At 42.9% G+C, this 1,645-nt stretch carries 2 protein-coding genes; one reads left to right on the forward strand and one right to left on the reverse strand.

Features of this window, described 5'->3' with window-relative positions; all coding sequences use genetic code 11:
• On the reverse strand, positions 1-209 hold a 209-nt coding region (locus tag ABT084_RS37830), incomplete at its 3' end, for a heavy-metal-associated domain-containing protein (RefSeq protein WP_351054376.1).
• 307 nt (positions 210-516) lie between these two features.
• Between ABT084_RS37830 and ABT084_RS37835 the strand changes: the two genes are divergently transcribed.
• The gene (locus ABT084_RS37835) at positions 517-1,443 is read left to right on the forward strand and encodes an IS30 family transposase (protein ID WP_351054378.1); all 927 of its coding nucleotides are present in this window, start codon (positions 517-519) and stop codon (positions 1,441-1,443) included.
• Positions 1,444-1,645 lie beyond the last annotated feature (202 nt).

Here is a 1,645-nt window from a genome sequence, read left to right on the forward strand (position 1 = left end):
GTGGCATCAAAGCCTGCTTCCTCGATAGCCGATGCAATAGCTTCTGCACTGGTCTTACTATCATCGAAGCTAACTGTTGCTAGATTGTCAGCGAGATCAACAGTAATAAGATCTAAACCATCAATCTCACCAGTAGCAGCATGGACACTTGCCACACAGCCACCGCAAGTCATGCCATCAATTTTAATAATACGTGTTTGATTTGCCATGGTAGGCTCCTTATTTTTGTAAATGAATTTTTATTAATTAGGGCGTGTCCTCAATTCAATCGATAGTCATCTAAATGGGCTAAAAATGGCTAAATCTTGCCAAACATCGTCAAATAGCTGGTTAATATCCCGATATTATCTGCACTATTTTCCTCGTTTGACGGCAACTTACCTCATTTTTATGACCATTTTTAAAATGAGGACACGTCTTAACACATGAAGTGCAATACCAAATGTGAGGTGAAAAAAAGACCTAGATGCGCTAGCATCAAAGTCTTTATCCACCGACCAAAGTGAGATTGCAACCATGAACTATACGCATCTAAGCCTAGGGGAACGATACCAGATTTATGCCCTTATAGGGGCAGAACATAGTATTAATTTTATAGCGCGGGCGTTAAACAGAAGTCCCAGTACCATATTAAGAGAAATCAGACGCAATAAAAGCCTGCGCGGTTACCAAGTCAATAATGCTCATAAGAAAGCTTGTGCAAGACGATCAAACAATGCGCTCAGCATCATCGCTGACGTATGGGACTGGGTCACAGACAAGCTTAAAGAGAACTGGAGTCCCCAGCAAATAGCAGGTGTTCATGGTGGACTCAGTCATATGAGCATTTATCGCTATATATGGACAAACAAGCGTAAGGGCGGCAGGTTATGGCAGTGTCTCAGACGTAAAGCCAAGCCTTATCGGCAGCGTTTAACTGCTGAGACTCGTGGTCGTATTAATGACAGAGTCTCTATCCATGAGCGCCCCTCCATCGTTGATGCGCGCACGCGGATTGGCGACTGGGAGGCGGATACCATTATCGGTCAGCATCACAAGCAAGCGATTGTCACGCTCGTTGAACGTAAAACAGGGCTGCTGAAGATGAAACGTGTGGATAATAAAACGGCACAGCAAGTATCAGAGGCAATGATAGAGCTCTTAAAGCCAGTGAGGTTGCAGGTTAAGACCATTACCTCTGACAATGGTAAAGAGTTTGCTCAGCATAAAAAGGTGAAACAAAAGCTCTTTAGCTCTTTCTTCTTTGCCGATGCTTATGCGTCATGGCAGCGAGGAACCAACGAAAATACCAACGGCTTGATCAGAGAGTATCTGCCTGAAGGCTGTGACTTTAGACAAGTCTCTGATGATGAGATGCAGGACATTGAGAACAAACTAAATAACAGACCAAGAAAACGCTTAGGGTTTAAAACGCCTATGCAGGCGTTCTATAATATTAATTAGCGTTGCACTTGGTGTGTTAATCTAAGTATTTATTATCAATACCATTTTTAAAATGAGGACACGCCCTAGAAATCTACTGCTTTGCCGCCTCAATCTGAGTATCAAAATCAACTATTTCAGTGATACCTAACAAGGTATATTTGCTAATGCCCCACTTGGTTCGATCAAGCGTCGTCTTAAAATCTCCACCGCACACGGATTT

It is taken from the genome of Streptomyces sp. NPDC002138 (assembly GCF_040296485.1).
Classification (GTDB): Bacteria; Actinomycetota; Actinomycetes; order Streptomycetales; family Streptomycetaceae; genus Streptomyces.